The sequence below is a fragment of the Bacteroides sp. LFL-34 genome (assembly GCF_027257075.1).
Classification (GTDB): domain Bacteria; phylum Bacteroidota; class Bacteroidia; order Bacteroidales; family Bacteroidaceae; genus Bacteroides; species Bacteroides ovatus.
Map to the genome: position 1 here is coordinate 1 of NZ_JAPQKZ010000010.1, position 19,480 is coordinate 19,480.

At 47.0% G+C, this 19,480-nt stretch carries 22 protein-coding genes; 5 read left to right on the plus strand and 17 right to left on the minus strand.

Translation table 11 applies throughout. The features are described from left to right. Nucleotides 1-88: 88 nt before the first annotated feature. From N5O98_RS07595 to N5O98_RS07655, 13 genes are all read right to left on the minus strand, one after another. Nucleotides 89-463 (minus strand): hypothetical protein, encoded by a 375-nt coding sequence (locus N5O98_RS07595; protein WP_269495583.1) that lies wholly within the window; start codon nt 461-463, stop codon nt 89-91. Between the two features lie 65 nt (nt 464-528). Beyond that, entirely contained in the window at nt 529-1,029 is a 501-nt protein-coding gene (locus tag N5O98_RS07600; protein WP_007834013.1) for a DUF3872 domain-containing protein, read from the minus strand. Nucleotides 1,030-1,036: 7 nt separating this feature from the next. Then, nucleotides 1,037-1,609: a conjugal transfer protein TraO gene (locus tag N5O98_RS07605; RefSeq protein ID WP_007834014.1), complete on the minus strand. Its 573-nt coding sequence runs from the start codon at nt 1,607-1,609 to the stop codon at nt 1,037-1,039. A gap of 2 nt (nt 1,610-1,611) precedes the next feature. Next, a complete protein-coding gene (gene traN / locus N5O98_RS07610; RefSeq protein ID WP_007834015.1) occupies nt 1,612-2,598 on the minus strand; it encodes a conjugative transposon protein TraN in 987 nt (328 codons plus the stop codon). A 20-nt stretch (nt 2,599-2,618) separates the two neighbouring features. Next, the gene (traM, locus tag N5O98_RS07615; protein ID WP_007834016.1) at nt 2,619-3,908 is read right to left on the minus strand and encodes a conjugative transposon protein TraM; all 1,290 of its coding nucleotides are present in this window, start codon (nt 3,906-3,908) and stop codon (nt 2,619-2,621) included. Further along, the gene (locus N5O98_RS07620) at nt 3,901-4,197 is read right to left on the minus strand and encodes a hypothetical protein (RefSeq protein ID WP_007834023.1); all 297 of its coding nucleotides are present in this window, start codon (nt 4,195-4,197) and stop codon (nt 3,901-3,903) included. The genes traM and N5O98_RS07620 overlap by 8 nt, the downstream gene beginning before the upstream one ends. Before the next feature lie 30 nt (nt 4,198-4,227). Further along, a complete protein-coding gene (gene traK, locus N5O98_RS07625) occupies nt 4,228-4,851 on the minus strand; it encodes a conjugative transposon protein TraK (RefSeq protein ID WP_007834025.1) in 624 nt (207 codons plus the stop codon). Between the two features lie 19 nt (nt 4,852-4,870). Beyond that, complete coding sequence (gene traJ, locus N5O98_RS07630) at nt 4,871-5,878, minus strand: conjugative transposon protein TraJ (RefSeq protein ID WP_007834027.1); 1,008 nt, start codon at nt 5,876-5,878, stop codon at nt 4,871-4,873. Between the two features lie 18 nt (nt 5,879-5,896). Next, nucleotides 5,897-6,526, minus strand: coding sequence for a DUF4141 domain-containing protein (locus tag N5O98_RS07635; protein WP_007834029.1), 630 nt, complete (start codon nt 6,524-6,526; stop codon nt 5,897-5,899). A gap of 47 nt (nt 6,527-6,573) precedes the next feature. Next, entirely contained in the window at nt 6,574-7,188 is a 615-nt protein-coding gene (locus tag N5O98_RS07640) for a hypothetical protein (protein ID WP_007834038.1), read from the minus strand. Between the two features lie 31 nt (nt 7,189-7,219). Continuing rightward, entirely contained in the window at nt 7,220-9,718 is a 2,499-nt protein-coding gene (locus N5O98_RS07645; protein WP_195664315.1) for a TraG family conjugative transposon ATPase, read from the minus strand. Then, a complete protein-coding gene (locus N5O98_RS07650; protein ID WP_007834043.1) occupies nt 9,715-10,047 on the minus strand; it encodes a DUF4133 domain-containing protein in 333 nt (110 codons plus the stop codon). The genes N5O98_RS07645 and N5O98_RS07650 overlap by 4 nt, the downstream gene beginning before the upstream one ends. Before the next feature lies 1 nt (nt 10,048). Further along, a complete protein-coding gene (locus N5O98_RS07655; RefSeq protein WP_005794045.1) occupies nt 10,049-10,345 on the minus strand; it encodes a DUF4134 domain-containing protein in 297 nt (98 codons plus the stop codon). 376 nt (nt 10,346-10,721) lie between these two features. Here N5O98_RS07655 and N5O98_RS07660 point away from each other — a divergent pair, with 376 nt between their 5' ends. Next, nucleotides 10,722-11,336: a DUF6088 family protein gene (locus N5O98_RS07660; protein WP_007834046.1), complete on the plus strand. Its 615-nt coding sequence runs from the start codon at nt 10,722-10,724 to the stop codon at nt 11,334-11,336. Further along, on the plus strand, nt 11,329-12,387 hold the full coding sequence (locus tag N5O98_RS07665) for a nucleotidyl transferase AbiEii/AbiGii toxin family protein (RefSeq protein ID WP_007834048.1): 1,059 nt from the start codon (nt 11,329-11,331) through the stop codon (nt 12,385-12,387). The genes N5O98_RS07660 and N5O98_RS07665 overlap by 8 nt, the downstream gene beginning before the upstream one ends. Nucleotides 12,388-12,561: 174 nt before the next feature. Here N5O98_RS07665 and N5O98_RS07670 read toward each other — a convergent pair whose 3' ends face one another. Genes N5O98_RS07670 through N5O98_RS07685 form a run of 4 tightly spaced genes read right to left on the minus strand, consistent with a single transcriptional unit; the run spans nt 12,562 to nt 14,982 of the window. Next, the gene (locus N5O98_RS07670) at nt 12,562-13,350 is read right to left on the minus strand and encodes a DUF4122 family protein (RefSeq protein ID WP_007834049.1); all 789 of its coding nucleotides are present in this window, start codon (nt 13,348-13,350) and stop codon (nt 12,562-12,564) included. Nucleotides 13,351-13,352: 2 nt separating this feature from the next. Further along, nucleotides 13,353-13,781, minus strand: coding sequence for a DUF3408 domain-containing protein (locus N5O98_RS07675; RefSeq protein WP_007834063.1), 429 nt, complete (start codon nt 13,779-13,781; stop codon nt 13,353-13,355). A 2-nt stretch (nt 13,782-13,783) separates the two neighbouring features. Next, nucleotides 13,784-14,221 (minus strand): DUF3408 domain-containing protein, encoded by a 438-nt coding sequence (locus N5O98_RS07680; protein WP_007834071.1) that lies wholly within the window; start codon nt 14,219-14,221, stop codon nt 13,784-13,786. Between the two features lie 2 nt (nt 14,222-14,223). Further along, nucleotides 14,224-14,982 (minus strand): ParA family protein, encoded by a 759-nt coding sequence (locus N5O98_RS07685; RefSeq protein WP_007834075.1) that lies wholly within the window; start codon nt 14,980-14,982, stop codon nt 14,224-14,226. A 677-nt stretch (nt 14,983-15,659) separates the two neighbouring features. On the opposite strand from N5O98_RS07685, the gene mobA reads away from it, so the two are divergent. The 3 genes from mobA to mobC are packed head-to-tail and all read left to right on the plus strand — an operon-like array spanning nt 15,660 to nt 19,428. Then, nucleotides 15,660-16,106 carry a conjugal transfer protein MobA gene (mobA, locus tag N5O98_RS07690; RefSeq protein ID WP_007664665.1) on the plus strand — a complete coding sequence of 149 codons (447 nt, stop codon included), beginning with the start codon at nt 15,660-15,662 and terminating at the stop codon, nt 16,104-16,106. A gap of 1 nt (nt 16,107) precedes the next feature. Beyond that, nucleotides 16,108-17,364 (plus strand): conjugal transfer protein MobB, encoded by a 1,257-nt coding sequence (gene mobB, locus N5O98_RS07695; protein ID WP_007834077.1) that lies wholly within the window; start codon nt 16,108-16,110, stop codon nt 17,362-17,364. 33 nt (nt 17,365-17,397) lie between these two features. Next, the gene (mobC, locus tag N5O98_RS07700; RefSeq protein ID WP_250794780.1) at nt 17,398-19,428 is read left to right on the plus strand and encodes a conjugal transfer protein MobC; all 2,031 of its coding nucleotides are present in this window, start codon (nt 17,398-17,400) and stop codon (nt 19,426-19,428) included. Nucleotides 19,429-19,480: the final 52 nt, after the last annotated feature.

Here is a 19,480-nt window from a genome sequence, read left to right on the forward strand (position 1 = left end):
AGGGACTGTTCTTGAATAATGGAACAATCACTCTTTATTATCTGCTACTAAAATATAACAATTTACTGATATTCAATACAATAAAAAGTCAAGTTGGGATAATATTTTGGTTTGGATAACTTCTGTTATCCGAAATTTCGGATAACAACAGAGCATCTTTCCCATACTGTCGGAAATACTTGTATCGCTCCAATAGGTCGGCTCTGAGTAACGAATCCGCTTGTTCCTCGGTAATATCGGCTGTCAGGTTTTCGTGTGGAAGCAGTTTATGACCATAACCGATGTATGGATAGTGTTTTGCCGAGTGCCACCCCTCAAACTCCTTGATAAGTGCTACCGCCTTATCGAACAGTTCCGCAGAAATCTCCTTGGGTAGTGGTGGCGATGAGTCGCCGCCACGTGTCTGTGCCTTGGCATATCCACAAAGCAAGGTCAGACAAATAATCATCAATTTTATTCTCATAGATTCTCTTTTAGTGATTGGTTATGGCGGCAGACACCCGACAAGCGAGTGCCTGCCACCGTTGTTTAAGGATTGATGTTGATTGGAGAGACGATAGTTCCTATGGGAGTAATCGTGTTACCCTCTGTGGTATCCTCTTCCTCCTTCGCCTCATTATTGAATGTGAATGTGAGCTGATAGAGCTGGTCGTGGTTATCCTCGAAATAGACATCTATCGTCTGCTGGTCTTCACACTCTGAGGTATAGTACAGACGGAACACATCTCTGTCAAGCGGATAGCGGTCATTCGGGAGTAACACCATACCGTCATCCATTCTCAATGTACCCTCGCCATCGGGCTGGAAGTAACGGATTGTGTAGCGAGTATCGGAGAAATACCCCTCACGGACAATCTCACAGCGTATCTCTGCTGTCTCGCCCTGTACCAATCGCTTGGGTACAGGCATTGTCTCAACCTTAAAAGGATAGGCTTGCTGAACATCGAGGTCATCCTCGCAAGATGTGAAGCCTAATACAGCGGTCATCATGGCACCGCAAACCATCATATAGGAAAATAACTTTTTCATAACGCTTTTAATTGATTATAAATTTGACACCTAAGCCGAATTGAGTGCTGAACTTGCCGAGTGAGCCTCCCCAGAGGACACGCTCACGCACATTGGCAAGCAGGACAATACGGTCTGTTATATAACTCTCCAATTCAAGGGTGATGGCACCGCCATAGATGAAGGCATCCTTGGCAAGCAGCGTAGAGCCGTCGTGTAGTAATCTATCGCCCCAATTCACCGTTTCGTAGCCTGCCAATGCAGAGCCACCGATGGAGAGGAAGAAGGTCTTTGTGGGATCGGACAAGAACTTCAGATAGTAACCGCCCTCGGCTGTGAACTGGGCACGAGGAATGGATGTACCACGATAGTCGTAGTTCTTGAGCAGATATTCTGCACCGACCACCCAGCGGTTAGCCTTCTTGGTATATCCCGACATCGCTATTCCCGTGTAGTAGTTGAGCGGAGATTTCGAGCCGTTTACAAAGCCGCCTCTGAGTTCCACACCCATCATCTTCGGGAGATAACGCTGGGCGTATGCCTGCCCTGATGACAGGGCAAGCGATACGACTGCGACAAGTAGAAACAGATACTTTTTCATGGTTACTTCACTTTAAGTTCGTTGATTACCTTTGCTCTTACGATGTCCTCACTCTCCACGGTGAAGGTCTGGTGTCTGCCACCGCTCTTCTCGTGCATCTCCACCACAAGCACCTTGTCGGCAGGGATGGTGAACTTGTCGAACACAAATACAGTACGCTCATCCTTGTTGCCCGCAACGGTTGTGGCATAGTCATAGGCACGCAGAGGGAAGATGACCTGCTCCTGAATGGCTGTACGCTTCATCACCTGCTTATCCACAATCTTGAAGGTCACAAAGTCCACCTCGTATGGTACATTCGATGTGTTCTTCACCTGCGTATGGAAGTAGAGCAAACCATTGTGGGTGTAGAGTCCACGCAACAGATACTGGATGCCGAACGCCTTGCAGCCGATGTGCTTGATGTGGCGTTTGTTGTCCTTGTGGATAGCCTTGCTGATAAGGTGTACCAACTTCGGCGACTCACTGCCAAGCTCCTGCAAATAGATGTCGAGAGCATTGTTGGGACGGTTTACCTCACTGCCATCGTGAATAAAGTCCTTCATCTCGATATTCAGGAGCAGAGGCTCATCCGAGTACTTCACATTGAAGGTGTAGAAACTGCCGCTCTCGGTAATCACCGACATATTGGTCTCATCGCGGAAGTTCTTTACCGTAGCCTTCACACGAATCACATTCTCCGAGCCATCGGCCTTACCTGCAATAAGGTTAGGCGAGCCGAGATCGACATAGCGTACTGCCGCAGGGAAGATGATGTGAGTGGTCTTGTCATATGTCACCTCCAAGCCGTAAGGCGGTATCATACGGTCAAAGGTCAGCTTCTTTGTCAGCCCGTGATAGATGTCACCATCCTCCTGCTGCGGATAGATGTCCGTAGTGAGGGTAACATCACCGGCTACTGTGTTAGTTACTGCGGTTGAATCAACCGACTGTGCATTGGCACTTACAACGCCCATCGTGAGGGCAAGCATTACAAAAATCTTTTTCATGTCTTTAATGTTTTAATAGGTTATTGATTGTTTTGATAAAGCATCAGTGTATATCCTGATTTGAGGTGTACCTTCTCTTCACGCATCTTCTTGGAGATGTACTGCGACACGCCCTGTATGGCACCGCGACCTACTTCGGATAGCAGTTGGTCTCCGGCAGACTGGTTGGTGATGGATATGCTCGTTCCGAGGTTCTGTCCCAGATTTGCCGCCATCTCCTTTGCCGCACTCGCCTCCATGGAGCCGGGTATGAAGATTCCCGCCTGTCCGTCATTGTCGTGGACGGTAAGTTCTACGGGAATGATCGTTCCGTTATGCTCCACCTGAAGAATCTCGATGTCGAGCCTTTCGCCTTTGATGCTGCCTTCACCCGTGATGAGGGTGTTTCGTGGCAGTACATACTTTCCGACACGCATCGCCTCCAAGAGCCTGAGCCGCACACTCTGACCGCTGATGATCGTCTGGTCGCCATGCACACACGCCTTGATGGTGTTACGTGCTGTCTGCTTCGGTGCTTCGCCTACCGCAGTGTGAAAGCCACTGCCTACGGATTGTGCCATCCGTGCTATCATCACCGAGTCGCTTACAGGTTGAGCGAGTGCCGACACTACGGGAGTCGTTACATGACCTACGGGCTGTGCCTTCGCCTTGCCACTTCGTGTGGTGGTCTCCACCTCCTCGGCTGCGCCCTCGGAGGTTGCAGCAGTACCTCCGGGCATATACTTCGCTGCAAGCTCGTATGACTTCTCCAAAAGTGCCACCTGGTCGGCATATGTCGGCTGGCTGTTCTGCTGCTGTGCCATCGACTGCTTCAGCTCCTCAAGTTCCACTTTCAGAGCCTCCTTTTCAGGATCCTCACGCGGCTCTTCGTAGAAACTGCCGAGCGTAGCATTGATGTCGTTGTAGGCAGATGTGGATGTAGAGAACGAGTTGCTCCGACTGCTACTGCCACTTCGATAGGATGAGCCACCACCTGTATATCTCGGTTCCTCGGGTATCTCGACCACCTCTTCCTCCTCGTCATCGGTGGTCATTGCCGTAAAGTCCTCAAGGGTACGCATCTTCTGCTCCTGCTTGACACGCATATCCTCCAGTTCGTAGGCTGCAATCTTATCCGCTTCGATGCCTGCACCTCGCGGATCGGGAAGTTCGGCGTTGAAGCCTACCTTCTGCTGTTCCGCCTGCACCTGCTCCTTCGATGGCTTGAAGATGAAGTAGAATGATACAAGGCATAGCATAACCATTCCGCCATACACAAGAATTTTCTTGATTTGCTCCTTTCTTTTCAGAGCATTTGCATCGTTACTCATAGCTCTCTGAATTAAATTGGTTAAAGAACTCTTCCATCTCCCGTATCTTCTCATCCGAGAGGCTGTCGGCAGGAGTTGCCTCCTCCTCGATAATCAGATTGGTGGCAGGCGGCTCACTTCTGACATACTCCTCATATCTGTAATCGGGAGCAGGCATAAAGATGACATAAAGGGCCACTCCCATATACGCCAGCAAGAGGCCGTAGATGATAAGGCGTTTGGTCTTCGATGCCTTGTTGTTCCAAGACTTGTTGATTGAATCCTTGATTTTCTGAATGTACTTTTTCATCGCTGTAAATGTTAATGGTGAATAATTGGGTTATCTGTCATAGACTCTCAGGTCCTTGTTCTCCACCACACGGAACGCCTCGAAGATGAATCCGTGAGGGTTGTTGTCGCTGCGTGTGGAGTTGAGCAGTCGCCCTTTGGTTACAAGGCTTCGTTCGGTGATACTCTTCTCGCGGATGATGGATAGCCTTGCGTATGTCACCACCTCGTAGGGATAGTGGTTGAAGTTGCAGCTTATGCTATCTACCTCGATACGCTGCGATACATTGCCTGAGATGATACGGTTGTAATACCCCTGCTCCGCAAGGTCGCTGTAGTGCTCATATGCCGAGCGGTCGCTCAGAAACATTGCCCTCTGGATATTACCCTCGATGGCACTCTTGTCGGGTGCAAGCGTGAAGAATAGTTCGTGGAAACGCTTCACATGCTCCCTTGCTTCCACAGGACGGTTCTGCTCCAAGTCCTGCGAGAGAGCCAGCATCAGCGACTTGCCCTCGTCAAGGACATATATCTTCTGTCGTTGTGCCTCGGCAAAGCTGTATGCCTTCCAAAGCGAGAAGCCCACAAGTGAAGCACAGACAAAGAGGTAGGCAATGCCGAAGAAACGTATCTGTCTGAAGCCGGTCTCGATGTTTTTAAATGATTTGAATTCCATTTGAATACTGTTTAATAGGTTATCGTTTAAGTAATCTTCCTGCGATGTTGCCGATGGCGGCACCTGTCGCACCTGCTGCAATCGATCCCGTGCGGCTCGCTGTCTGGGCTACGTTCCTGCCATAGTTACCTGCACCGCCGCCTGCCTGGATTATCCAGTTGGCCACTGTCGGAATGGTGAAATATCCGATGATGCCGATAATGAGGAAGGTGATATAGACCGCATTTGACCCGTCAGGGATGAAGTTGGGATCAGACAGTTGCTCGATGTCCTTCTGTAGCATCAGTACCTGTATGCGTGCAAGCACGCTGCTGAAAAGGTCGCTCACAGGTAGCCACAGATAGATGCTTATGTATCGGACAAACCACTGCGTGAGTGAGGCATGGAATCCGTCCCAACAGGCTATCGCAAAGGATATAGGTCCGAGTATCGAGAGGACGATGAGGAAGAATGTTCTCAGCGTGTCTATGACAAGGGCTGCGGCATTGAACATCAGTTCCAACAGTTCACGGAAGAAGTTCTGAACAGCCTTTTTCATATTGTACATCGCACGATCCACATACATTCCGCAAGCCTCAATCGCATCCAACGCACCCAACTCATCGAGCTTGTTGTCAAAGGACTCCTTATCCACAAGGTAGGCTGTTTCGGGATTGCGTTTCATCGCCTCAAATTCCAGCTTGTCCTTCTGCCTACGATACTCGTTCATATCGAAGGTCTGCGTTTCAAGGATTCTGTGCGTTCCCGTCACGATGGGCGACATTACGCTGTTGAGTGTGCCCAACACCAATGTCGGAAAGAACATGATACACAATCCGAGAGCAAAGGGACGCAGGAGCGGAAAGACATCTATAGGCTCGGCTCTTGCCAACGACTGCCAGACACGATAGGCGACATAGAAGAGAGCACCCAATCCGGCAAGTCCTTTGGCGACACCCGTCATCTGCGAACAGAGGGGCATCATATCCTCATACAGACTCTGGAGTATCTGATGCAGATTTTCAAAGTTTACTGCTAATAGTACCATAGTCGTAGGATTTCAGATTTACCAATAGCGTTCACTCGGCGAGCCGTAGAGGGACATCACACGGTCAACATCGTTCTGCTTCTTCGCTCTGAGGTAAGACACCCCGATGTTCTTGTTGGTGTAATACTGCACAAGCCCACGGTATTGGAGCATCTCGCTGTAACACTTATCGATGATATCCATACGGTCCTTGTCGCTCATCGAGAGTCCGTTCTCATTGACAACCGATTTAAGGTCATTTAAGAGGTGGGCACTCTCTTCGAGCAGTTTCGTATATCCCAAAGCTATGGCACTGAGTTCCTCCACCGTAAAATAGGGGTCGTTCAGCATACGCTCAAAGCTGTTTACATAGATGTCGGTAATGTCGCCCACAAGCAGGATGGTCTGCTGTACCTTGCGTGCATCGCGGACAAGGTTCTTCACCTTCTTCAGAGCATCGTAGTACTCCTTGCCCTGCTTATAGATCTTTACTGTCTCCTGGAAGTTCTGAATCATCGTACTTGCCGTAGAGGATGTATGCACGATGTTCTTCGTGGCATTGATGATGCCTTGTGCGAGGTTGCCGGGGTCTGTCACCACCCACTGCGCCCTCGATGTCTGGCTGACAAAGAGAGCCACCAGACAGAGTATAAAAATTTTCAATCTCATACTGTTACGAATTAAAGGGTGAATACTTAATCATTGTCTTACTGAAATCACAGTCCCATCTTGCGACCTCTTGATTTGGGTTTCTGTCGGATATGCTGCTTTCGGGACGGTCTCTCCTCGGAAGAGTCGCTCTGCCTCTTCTTCATTCCGTTGAAAAGCTCATCAGCATAAGGTCTTCTGCCTGTCATCCTGACAAAGCGGGCATCGAGTTCACGATATGCCTTTTCAGCCTTGGCAGAACACTCTTCCGAAGAAGCCTTCCTGTCAATACCGTACTTGGCAAGGAAATCGGGACGGATATGGATGGTGTCGTGAACATTGTCGGGGAAATGTGCAATCTGCCCCAGCTTCTCCAACTCATCATTCAGTTTGTTGAGATAAGGCACGGGAGGTCGTTCACAGATACTCTCGAAGATCTTCTCCACGGCTCGTGTCAGCCTTGCATCCACCTCAAGCACATCAGGTATCTCTCCCGTTGCTCTTTTCTGCCGATAGATTGCAGGATCCATATCCTCCAACTGATGATACAGACGGTAATCTTCCGTAAGTCCGAAGTAATCCTGCATCGACTGCGGAATGTTCCAATTCTGCATCAGTGACCAATAGAGGCACGAGATGACCTCCTGGCGTCTCTTTTCGTCTGATTTTAAGTTACTATACATACTTCAAATGTTTAATGGTTGATAAAAAGGGTTACTTGCTTCGCTTGCTCTCGGCAAGCTGCTTGATGGCCAGTTCGATATTACCGTCCAACTTCTCGGTGAGCCGCTGCAACTCCAGCTTCTCGGTCTCCTCGGTAGTGTAGCAGTAGTACTCTTCAGGAGATACCTCTGTGGCATAGACTGCCGACTGTGCTCCGCCAAGACCTATCCACACCTCCTTGTACTTCCTGCCGGGAGCATTGGAGAGGTTGATGGAGAGAATCTGTGCACGCTCCTTGTCGGTAAGTCCGAGCAAAGCCTGTATCTCATCGAACTTGTTCACATACTTACGCTGGTCGAGAAGAATCTTGCAGTCGCTGTTGTTGATGATGGTGCCCTTGACAATCGAAGATGATATGATATCCTCGACCTCCTGAGTGACCACAACAGCCTCTCCGAAGAACTTACGCACGGTCTTGAAGAGGTACTTCAGATACTCGGCCATGCCCTCTTTGCTGATGGCTTTCCACGCCTCCTCCAAGAGAATCATCTTACGGATGCCCTTCAGCCTACGCATCTTGTTGATGAAGGTCTCCATAATGATGATGGTCACTATCGGGAAGAGTACCTTGTTGTCCTTGATGTTATCCAGCTCGAAGACGATAAACCGCTTGTTCAAGAGGTCTAACTGCTTGTCGGAGTTCAATAGGAAATCATACTCGCCACCCTTGTAGTATGGCTCCAGGACATTGAGGAATCCCCACACATCGAAGTCCTTCTCGCGTGTACGCTTCTCCTTGAGAATATCCTGATATTCGTCACGGACAAACTCATAGAAGGTATTGAACGAGGGCTTGATGCTCTTGTCTGCACGGATACGCTCCAAGAAAAGGTTCACGGCATTGGAGAGCGCCACCTCCTCGGCTCTCGTCGGTGGCTCATCATCCCTTTTCCACAGGGTGAGGATAAGCGTCTTGATGGACTCCTTCTTCTCAATGTCGAACACACCGTCCTCGACATAGAAAGGATTGAAGGCTATCGGATCACTCTCCTCGTAGGTGAAGTAGATACCGTCCTCGCCACCTGTACGGGCATTGATAAGGTTACACAACCCCTGATAAGAGTTACCCGTATCGACAAGCAGCACATGCGTACCTTGCTCGTAATACTGTCTTACCATATGGTTGGTGAAGAAGGACTTTCCACTGCCCGAAGGACCAAGGATGAACTTGTTGCGGTTGGTGATGATACCACGTTTCATAGGCAAATCCGAAATATCCAGATGGATAGGCTTGCCCGTCAAGCGGTCCACCATACGCATACCGAACGGAGAGAGTGAATCCTGTCCTGTGGTCTCCTCGATAAAGAGGCATAGTGCCTGCTCGATAAAGGTGTAGAAGGACTCCTCGGCAGGGAAATCGCCTGCATTGCCGGGGATAGCAGCCCAGAACAAGGTAGGCGTATCCACTGTATTGTGTCGGGGCTTGGCCTCCATCAAGGCGAGCTGACTGCCTACATCGTTCTTCACACGCTTGAGTTTCTCTCGGTCATCGCTCCACGCGAAGACATTGCAGTGGGCACGGATAGCCGTCAGCCCCTGGCTGTGTGCCTCGTTCAGGTACTCCTCAATCCACTCGCGGTTAATCTGGTTTGAGCGGCTGTAACGCGATAGCGAGTGCATATTGCGTGCTGTCTGCTCGAACTTACGCAGCATCTCCGCAGAGTCATCTATGAAGAGGTACTGGTTCACGATGTGGTTGCAGGTGAGCAACACCCCGATAGGTGCGGCAAACGAGAGGCGACAATCGCTACGGTCTGTCGAGAGACGCTCGTAACGGCTGTCGGTGGCTACGCTTGTCGGCAGGTCTTCGGGATCGGAGAGCGTATGCAGACAGAGGTAGTTGTCACCAATCTTCATCTCGCCAGCTCCGAGGGTGATGTCCTGCAAGCAGGTGGTATCCTCCTGCGAGAGCGAGAAATACTTCTCGATGATGCCCGCAGTTGACTCCGTGCCTGTAATCTCATCGCCCGTAAGACGTGTGAGCGTGATGAATCCGCTGTCGTTGATGATACGCTCGAACTGCTCGCAACACTCCAGGAATCGGCTCACCGCCTCCTTGTCCTGCATCTCCTTCGGGATAATGAAGCCACGGGTAAGGGCATTGAAACTGCTGGTTGTGCGGCTATGCTCCTTGGTGGTCTTGGTGAGGAACAGATAACAAGTATGCTTCAGGTAAGGACGCTCATTGAAGTGTCGCTCGAAAGAGCGGCTGAGGAAACTGAGGTCTTCCTTCTGCAACTCGGGGGTGTAGCTCTCCTCAATGAAGAAGTCCTGCTTATGCACGATACTGTAGTTCGGCAAGACCTTGACCGCCTTGGCCCATGCCGAGTGTATCGCCTCATACTCCGCCTGTGTGACGGTGAAGAGTTCGGGAAGCTCCACACGATAGCAGACCGTGATGTCGGCATCCTTGCTGATGATGCAGTCGTGCTCAACCGACAGAATCGGGAACTTGCTTTCGAGGGTAGCTGCTTTCATTACATTTCTCATGACTTTCTGTTTTTGAGGTTAGGAATAATCAATCGCAAGAATCGCTTGCGGTTGATGATGTAGCGGGGATGGTTCTTTGCAGCCTGCATCTTCATCAAGCCCCACTCGCCATACTTGGCATTGAGGTGGAAGGTCGCCCAGACAAGTACCGAAGCGGAGATGACTCCCAGTGCGATACATATCCATTGATTCACGCCTGCCATATACAGCACCATAAAGGCAATGAGTATGGCAAGCAGACCGCCGGCGAAGATGAAGAGGTATTGGCTGCGTAGCCCCTTGAACTCGGGGCTACGACCAATCCCTTTGTTGATTTGATAGACCGCCATATTAGAGGAAGAATGAACGGAGAATAGTGGCGGCTACAATGAGGAAGATACAGGCACCGAACCAAGAGGCTGCGGTCTTCGAGGTGTCGGGGTCGCCCGAAGAGAACTTCGAATAGACCTTCACGCCACCAATAAGACCGACTACGGCTCCCACTGCGTAAATCAACTTGGTACCGGGGTCGAAATACGATGTTACCATGTTGGTAGCCTCGGTGATACCTGCGATACCGTTACCCTGTGCGTAAGCACCTACTGTTGCAAGCATAAATGCTGCTGCGAATAATACTTTTTTCTTCATACGTCGAAATGTTTTTTAGTTATACAAAAAGTGATTTCGACTGCGAATATATAGCACTTAATCCATTGATTTTCAAATCGGTCTATACGCGTCATAACGTGTCGTCAGATGTCATATTTGGGGTCTTTTGAAGGGTGGATTTTGGGGTAAAAAGAGGGACAAGAAGGCTTGTTTGAAGGATGAAATTTCAACCTTATATTGTCGGGTTAAGCGGGCGAAAACTTCCAAAAATCACAAGTTTTTGCCCGCTTAAAGAGCAAAAAGTATAGGTGTAATGAAATAAACAATGGATTCTTTTGTCACTTCGCAATATTTTCATACCTTTGTGGTCGGAAAAAAACGCTTTTATTCCGACTTAAAATAGGCTAAAAATCGTATGCAAAGAACTGTGGAACATAAAGTTAAGGCAAAGATAACCTACGCAAGATATGGCGAGGTGTTTTTTGTGTCTACATTCCATCAATTTGATGTGGAATATGTAACCAAACTCCTTGCTCAATTTGAGAAAGAGGGTTTGATTACACGAATAGCCAAAGGCGTATATGTTAAGGCAAAAAAAACACGATTTGGAGTGGTATATCCTTCTGCTTTTGAACTGGTAACGGAGATTGCCAAGAGAGATAAGGCTATAGTATTTCCAACAGGTGAAACCGCTGCTAATAGATTGGGATTTTCCACACAAGTCCCAATGAATGCTTGTTTCATAACATCAGGAACTCCAAGAACTCTGAAATTGGGCAATAGAACTGTAACATTAAAACATGGCGTTCCAAGAAATTTTGCATACAAAGGAAAACTAATGCCCGAATTGGTACAGGCTCTTCGTAGCATTGGAGAGGATAATATAACAGAGAGCGTGGAAAAAAGAGTTGCTCAACTATTATCTGCAACACCTGAAACAGAAACAATTGAACACGATCTATTATTGGCACCGGTATGGGTAAGACAAATTATAAAAAGAAACCTCAAAACGGATACTGACAATGAGTAAATGGATAGACTTTTCGATAGATGAACGCAAGGCCATGATACAGGGCGTTGTGGAAGCAAAGAATATTGATGAAGCCGCAGCGGAGAAAGATTGGTGGGTAACAGCCATATTGTACGCCTTGTTCCACACAAAGGCTTCCGAGTATCTACTTTTCAAAGGCGGTACAAGTTTGAGTAAAGGTTGGGATATTATAGACCGTTTCAGTGAAGATATTGACTTGGCTCTTGGTCGTGACTTCTTCTTAAATGAAATGAATCTGTCGTGTGCCAACTGCACCAGCAACACTCAAATCCACAAGTTCAGAGAAAAGGCTCAGGATTATCTTTTCGGTGAATTTAAAGATGACTTGAAAGAACAACTGGCAAATTTAGGGTTGGATGTGATTGTACTTGCAGAAAATGAAGTCGTTGATGAAAATGGTGAACTAAAGAAGGTGGATCACGATAAAGACCCATCTGTGATTTTTGTTCAATATCCATCACTCTATAATAGCGACGCTCCCTATGCAATACCGACTGTGAAGATTGAAATCAGTGTCCTTTCTATGGCTGAACCATACGAAATGAAACGCATATCTTCATTGGTTGAACAGGTCTATAAGAATGAAGATGTTGATTCTGATATTGTTCAGACCATCAAGACCGTGAGTCCTGCAAGGACATTCTTAGAGAAGGCATTTTTGCTTTGTGAGGAATACCAAAAGAAAGAGCCAAGAACATATCGTATGTCTCGCCATTTCTATGATTTGGAAAAGTTATCACATACCGATTATATGGATAAGGCATTGAATGACTCTAACCTTTATTATGACATTGTAGAGCATAGAAAGAAATTCTATCATGTCGGATATGTGGATTATGATAAGGGACTGCCAGAATCCATTACGATTGTTCCAAGTGAAGAACTTGTCCCGAAATATGAGGTGGACTACAGCGATATGCGTTCCAGCTTTATCTATGGAGAGGCTCTGGAGTTTGCAGATTTGCTCAAGTTCCTCGAAACGTTGCAGGAACGATTCCGAAAAGTTCCTCCAAGAGCAACAGCAGAGTAATTATAGCTTAAACAACATAGCAAGGCAAGAATCATAATGCACGAGGCATTACGATACTTGCCTTACTTGTTAATTAAAATAGCGGACTCCATAAAAAACGCTGGCACCACGATTCACATCGGAGTGCCAGCCAACATTGTTTAAGTAATAAAAATCATTAACCATGTACAAATACTAAGCATACTTATTTATATCGAACGACTTGACTTTACTTGCTTTCCTTCGTTTAGGCAGAGGATTTCCATTAGCATCCAAACATTCTTGGAGCAACTGATTTACTTTATCTCCATTGCTTACCTTATTGACAAGGAAGTCCAATATCACCGTATTAGCCAACTTATGATGGATGGTTGATGCTGCACGAATAGACTTCTGCTCGTCAGGATTATCTGAGTTTAGCACATCCACAAGGTTGTTCATATCCTCATATGTTAAGGACTTGTCAAAGTCCGGATCAGGTATTACTCCTTCAGGCTCCATCAACTCACGCTTATCCTCTTCGGTCAAACCCTTCTGAGGTTCGATGTTATCCTCTACATCATCGGGATTGATGTCCTTATCTACAGGCAGTTCTACCTCTTTCAAAGGTAAAGAACGGGTCGGAATCTTCCGGTCAGCTTCAATATCGTTATAATATATGATATTGGACTTTCCCATTACCTCATTCGGATCATCATCAACAGGAGGACTCTCTTCAACCTTTTGAGGCATTACTGTTTGGATTGGTTTAGGCTTTTCCGTAAGCAAATCCTTACCGTATATTTTCTTACGCCTTTCACGCTTGGCTTTTTCTGCCATTCGTTTCTTTCGGTACTTCCATAATCTGACACGGGTTATGCGTGCCCAGTTATGCAGTTTGTCCCACAAACCGTAAATCTTACGGCAAAACAAGAACACCCACAGATGATAGAATACGAATAAGGCACATAAGACCTTTACTGCAAAATATATCTTTACTTCCATAGCTAAAAGAGTTTAGTTTTACTATCCTCAAAAATCTTATTGATAGTCGTAGCATTTTCAGCAATATGGTCTTTGATAATTCTACTGACATAGCCTGCCATACTCGTATCTGGTGCAGCAATTGATAAAAATCGCTTCATACATTCATGACTACTTCTATCAATATAGACCTGGACGCGATTTTTCATCATATAACTACCAAGGAATCTCTTTTTATATTCCGCTTTATCAATTCCTTTTGCAGAAGAAGTATCTTCATATAGCGAAGGATTCTCTACAAGAGCAACTATGGTCTGTTTCTTCACCATAGGAATATTAGTTCCCTGATGATTTTTGTGTCGTACAAATCGACTATAGATATACTTTACGATAACGCCTGCTGTTACCAAATAACAAGCTCTTGTTGTGATATTTACTATTGTTTCAATCATACTTAAAATGGTTTTAATGGTTTGTAATACTCTTTGTTATATAACTCGTTAATCTCATCCCAGTGCTGCTGTAAATGCTCCACAAGGATATTACTGATGTAACCTGATACACTCATATCGGGAGCAATGACAGGCAACACCCGTTTGATGCAGTCCGCCACTTCGCGATTGATATATACATGCGAGCGGTTTGAGGCAGGTATATTCACAAGATACCTCTCTTTATATGTACTTGTTTCCTCACGCTTCTTTCGTGGCTTGGGGGTACTCGGCTTTGAGGCTACCGCCTCAGTGCCTTCGTCCGAATCTGTATCCGAATCCTCGGTCTCAATGACCTTCGGCTCCTGATAGTTCGGTCTTTCCCTGCCAAAGACAGGGATATCACCGACCATAATGTCTTTGAGCATATCCTCATTGACTTCTACTTTCTTCTTAGCCATAACTATTTCAGTTTAAGTTTCACAATCAGCTCATCGGCCAATTCACCGATACCACTGCCCTTAAGAAGTTTCGCAGGAGGCGGTAACATCGTGCAACGGAAGAATGACTTTTTCGCATGGGTAATCTCCTTCTCATACCTGCATAGGTCAGGCAGAGTGGAGTCGAGAACGGATAGCTTCAACTCTCCCATAATCTGCGAGTAGGTCTTCAGTACATCCGTATTGCTACGCTTCTTGAGTCTGTTCCAGAAGAAGATGATGTCTTTGAGAGGAACATCCTTCTGACTCTTTGCATAGTCCAATACAGTGGTGGCAAAGGATAGTGTACTCTGCATAACAATCAAATCGGGAATGGAAGGTGTCAATACATAATCCATATTAACTATGGTGCGGAAGACACCCGTTGATTGCACCGTTCCCGGCAGATCCACAAATACAATATCCAAGTTCTCCTTCTCGGCAAGTTTGTCCGCCGCCTCTCTTGCTTTCTCTGCCGTAGAGCCGATAATGGGATATGCCTTCTTTTGTGTGCGTTCCCATTGCTTCTCCACAAGCTGCTGATGATAGGGACTTGCAGAGATTGCCTTCTTGTCACGCTCACGCATACGCACGAGGCTGTGCTGCGGTGAGTCGCAGTCGATGATTGCGACATTAAGGTCTTTCTCATAGTGAAGGTAGCTGGCGAGTACTACCGTAAGGGCTGACTTACCAACCCCGCCTTTCTGGTTGCTGATAGCAACTAACAAACACTCTTTACTCATAATACTTAAAATTTAAATTGTTAATAAATAAGTTAACTGTCTCTTCCAATATCCCGTGAACGCATCCTTCCAACTATCCATTAGCGGTTGTTTGCACTATCAGAATCTTCCGTTGTTCCGACCATCGTAGCAACCGTTATCGGATACTTCCGACTATCCAACCGCTACTGGTCGGTATATTGGTCATGACCTTCCGTTAACTGTCATATCCGACATTGCTTCCAACTATCCAACTGTTCACGGAAGCAACCGACAGTGTGACCATTATTCCGTTATCGGAGGGTAATTCCCAACCGTTCACACCGCAAAGAAATAGCGAAAAATTGGAATAATCACCATGTTGTCAAGCCTCTGACTATACATGTCATCATATGTCACCACATAGCATATAACTCGCTATTTACCAATAGAATACACCTGTCTAACTTTACACCAGAAAGGTCTATGGACGCACGACGAACGGAGTTTTCGGATGCTTCTCTCTGAGGGGAACGGCGACAGCCAATTTTACGAAGGAAAATTCATGTTCAAGCGAACATAGCAAGTTGTGTTTTGAGGCACCCGAAATGTTTTCGGGCACTCAAAACAAACTTGCCACTCGCCTGCGGCTCGGGGAGGGATTCACTCCAAAGTCGTGAATCCATAGCGGAAGTTAGTAACCAATTAAATGTAAAAGTATGCAGACGAACAACAGGAAAAACCAAAGAAAAGGTGTAGGCAGGAAACCGAAATTAGATCCAGCTATACATCGCTATGTGGTCCGATTGACATCGGAAGAGAACGGACACTTCGACATCCAATTCCAAAAATCAGGATTCAAGGAGAGGTCGAAATTTCTAAAGGCTCTAATCTTCGAGCGTGAAGTAAAGGTAGTAAAACTCGACAAGGCGGCTATGGATTATTACATACGCCTCACGAATTTTTACCATCAGTTCCAAGCCATCGGCAACAACTACAATCAGACGGTACGAGCTGTGAAAGCCAACTTCGGGGATAAGCGGGCATTCGCCCTTGTCGCCAAATTGGAGAAAGCCACACTGGAGTTGGTAGTGCTGAGCAAGCAGATTATCGCCCTCACACGCGAGTTTGAGGAGAGGCACTTAAATCGTAAAAGCGGAGGTTGATATGGTGGCTAAAATCAACAGAGGTGCTTCACTCTACGGAGCCATCATCTACAATCAGCAGAAGGTAAATGAGGATACGGCACGCATCATAGCGGGCAACCGCATGATTACCGATTCTCTTTATGACCCTGATAGGATTGTCCGGCAGACGATGTTCGCTTTTGAGAGTTATCTTGCTGCCAACCGCAACACCGAGAAGCCTATCCTGCATATATCGCTCAATCCGACATTGGACGACAATCTTACCGACAGTCAGTTTGCGGATTTGGCAAGAGCCTATATGCAGAAGATGGGCTACGGCAACCAGCCCTACATTGTCTATCTCCACGAGGACATAGACCGCAGACATATACATATAGTATCTACCTGCGTGAATGAGAACGGTGAGAAGATAGACGATGCCTACGAGTGGAACCGCTCGATGAAGGCCTGCCGAGAATTGGAGCAGATGTTCGGGCTAAAACAGATTGCCGACAAACGCAGAGAGTTGTTGGAGCCATATCTCAAGAAAGCGGACTACACCCGTGGCGATGTAAAGCAGCAGGTATCGAACATTCTCAAGAGTGTCTTTACCTCGTACCGTTTCCAATCCTTCGGCGAGTACAGTGCCATGCTCTCGTGCTTCAACATCGAGGCAAAGCAGGTCAAGGGCGAGTTCGATGGCAAACCCTATTCGGGTATCATCTACACGATGACCGATGAGAACGGTAAGCCTATCTGCACGCCCATCAAGTCCTCGCTTATCGGCAAGCGTTTCGGCTACGATGGTGTGGAGAAGCGTATCGCCTACAATGCTCAGGAGTTACGAGCGAAGAGGTGGCAACCCAAAATCCGCAACGATGTGGCTCTGGCAATGCACGGCTGTCGTGGCAACCGCGAGGAGTTCGTGCGTCTGCTTGGCAGCAAGGGCATTGATGTGGTGTTCCGCGAGAACGATGCAGGTCGCATTTACGGTGTCACATTCATCGACCACCACAATCGTGAGGTCTATAACGGTTCCCGTCTGGGTAAGGAGTTCTCGGCAAACAACTTCGAGAAGCTATTCAACTTGCAGGGCGACATTCCATGGACTGATATGCCACAAGGATTTTCGGAAAGCCACAGCCTCTCATCGGCAGACCTTGAATCGGGCATAGAGCAAGCCTTCGGAATCTTCTCGTTTGACGCTCCTGCAAATGATCCGCAGGAGGAGATGCTCGCCAAGCAGTACCAGAAGAAAAGGAAGAAGAAAAAACGCCGTTCACGCGGCATATCGTAAACCAATTTCACTAACCATTAAAACGAATTTATTATGCAACAGGAAGATGATTTGAGAGGATTGGCAAAGGTCATGGAGTTCATGCGTGCCATATCCATTATATTTATTGTAGTACATATCTACTGGTTCTGCTATCAGGCCATCGTGGATATGGGTATCAACATCGGAGTGGTAGATAAGATACTGCTCAACTTTCAGAATACAGCAGGGCTGTTCAGCAACCTGCTTGTGACAAAGGTGTTCGCCATCATATTCTTGGCTCTGTCGTGCCTCGGCACAAAGGGAGTCAAGAATCAGAAGATGACCTGGCAGAAGATTTATGCGACCTTCCTCGGTGGTCTTGTACTCTTCTTTATGAATTGGTGGATGCTCGACTTACCGTTCTCGCCAATCGTGAATATGGTAATCTACACGGTTACTATGACTGTCGGATATATCCTCTTTCTTATGTCTGGAGTATGGATAAGCCGTATGTTCAAGCATAACCTTATGGAAGATGTCTTTAATGTGGCCAACGAGAGCTTCATGCAGGAGACACGACTGATGGAAAATGAGTATTCGGTAAACCTGCCTACGAAGTTTGTCTATCAAGGCAAGGAATGGGACGGTTGGATAAATGTCGTGAATCCGTTCAGAGCAACCATCGTACTGGGAACACCGGGTAGCGGTAAGTCGTATGCCGTAGTGAACAACTACATCAAGCAAACCATAGCCAAAGGCTTTGCCACATACATCTACGACTACAAGTTTGATGACCTGTCGGTAATTGCCTACAATGAGTTGTTGAAGAACATAGACAAGTACAAGGTAAAGCCGAGTTTTTATGTCATCAACTTTGATGACCCGCGTCGCTCACACCGCTGTAATCCCATTAACCCGAAGTTTATGGTTGATATCAGCGATGCCTATGAATCAGCATATACTATTATGCTTAACTTGAATAAAACATGGATTCAGAAACAGGGCGACTTCTTCGTAGAATCTCCGATTATTCTTTTGGCGGCTATCATCTGGTATCTGAGAATCTACAAGGACGGTAAGTATTGTACCTTCCCTCATACGATTGAGTTCCTGAACAAACCGTATGCGGATATATTTACGATTCTGACCTCTTATCCTTCGTTGGAAAACTATCTTTCACCCTTTATGGACGCATGGAAAGGTGGAGCGCAAGATCAGCTCCAAGGCCAGATTGCATCGGCAAAGATTCCGCTGTCGAGAATGATTTCTCCGCAGCTCTATTGGGTGATGACGGGCGATGATTTTACCCTCGACTTGAACAACCCCAATGAGCCGAAGATACTCTGCGTAGGCAATAATCCCGACCGCCAGAATATCTACTCTGCGGCTCTCGGTCTATACAACAGCCGTATCGTGAAGTTGGTGAACAAGAAAGGTCAGTTGAAGAGTTCCATCATCATTGACGAGTTGCCGACTATCTATTTCCGTGGTATCGACAACCTCATTGCCACTGCCCGAAGCAACAAGGTAGCTGTTTGTCTCGGTTTTCAGGATTACTCGCAGTTGGCTCGTGACTATGGTGACAAGGAGGCGAAGGTTATCCAAAATACGGTGGGGAATATCTTCAGCGGACAGGTGGTTGGCGAGACTGCAAAGAACCTATCGGAGCGTTTCGGCAAGATACTCCAGCAGCGTCAGTCGGTATCTATCAACCGTCAGGACACATCTACCTCTATCAATACTCAGTTGGACTTCCTTATACCTGCCTCGAAGATTTCCAACCTCTCGCAAGGCACATTTGTGGGTAGCGTGGCGGATAACTTCGGCGAGGAGATTGACCAGAAGATTTTCCACTCACGCATCATCGTGGATAGTGCAAAGGTCAATGCCGAGACAAAGGCATACAAGAAGATTCCTATCGTCAATGAGTTCAAAGACGAGAACGGCAACGACATTATGCAGGAGCAGATAGAGCGTAACTATTCCCGTATCAAAGATGAGGTTGAGCAGATAGTTCAAGATGAAATGGAACGAATCAAGGCTGATCCTGAGTTGCGTAAACGATTGTTGCCAGACGAGAAGGACGAAGAGGATAACGATTAGAATCTGTATCCTATTTCTTACCGCAAAGGTTGTCCCGTGCCTTACGGATTGA